Source organism: Cryobacterium sp. MLB-32 (genome assembly GCF_000738085.1).
Classification (GTDB): domain Bacteria; phylum Actinomycetota; class Actinomycetes; order Actinomycetales; family Microbacteriaceae; genus Cryobacterium.
Window position 1 is genome coordinate 1 of record NZ_JPRS01000723.1, and the last position, 455, is coordinate 455.

The window sequence follows — 455 nt, forward strand, 5'->3', positions numbered from 1 at the left end:
GTTTCGCGGGCGACCTCGGCCGACGGTCACCTGGCCGGTGTCCTGTTCGACCATCAGGGTGCTCACGAGGGTGTTGCCCGTTTTCTCGCACCATCGGCGCACGAGGTCCAGTTCACTCGCCGACGACACCGCAAATTCTGCCGTGTCACCCTCGGCCATTTGCTCAACGGTGCGCATCAGCGCCATGATTACCATCGGGAGTCGACCCCCTGTTCTTTGATCGCTTGAAATAGCCCCTCGTAGCCTTCGAGGTGCGGCCCTACCCATCGGGTGAGTCCCTCCAGCTCGAGGATTCGTCGGTGCGCCGGCACGTTCCAGTCCATGGCGAGCAGTTTCGCCACCCACGGTGCGTAAACCGCCTCAGGCAGAGTGTCGAGGGCGGTGAACATGCAGTGTGAGTAGGACTCGGTTTGCCAGACTGGCTCGAGCATCCCCGGCATCAGGTCGCCACGGCC

The 455-nt window shown here is 63.1% G+C and carries 1 protein-coding gene; it reads right to left on the bottom strand.

Annotation, left to right across the window (positions count from 1 at the left end; genetic code table 11):
- Window positions 1–188: 188 nt before the first annotated feature.
- Window positions 189–455 (bottom strand): phosphate ABC transporter substrate-binding protein (locus JF66_RS21085; RefSeq protein WP_035880939.1); only part of this gene is annotated, 267 nt, incomplete at its 5' end.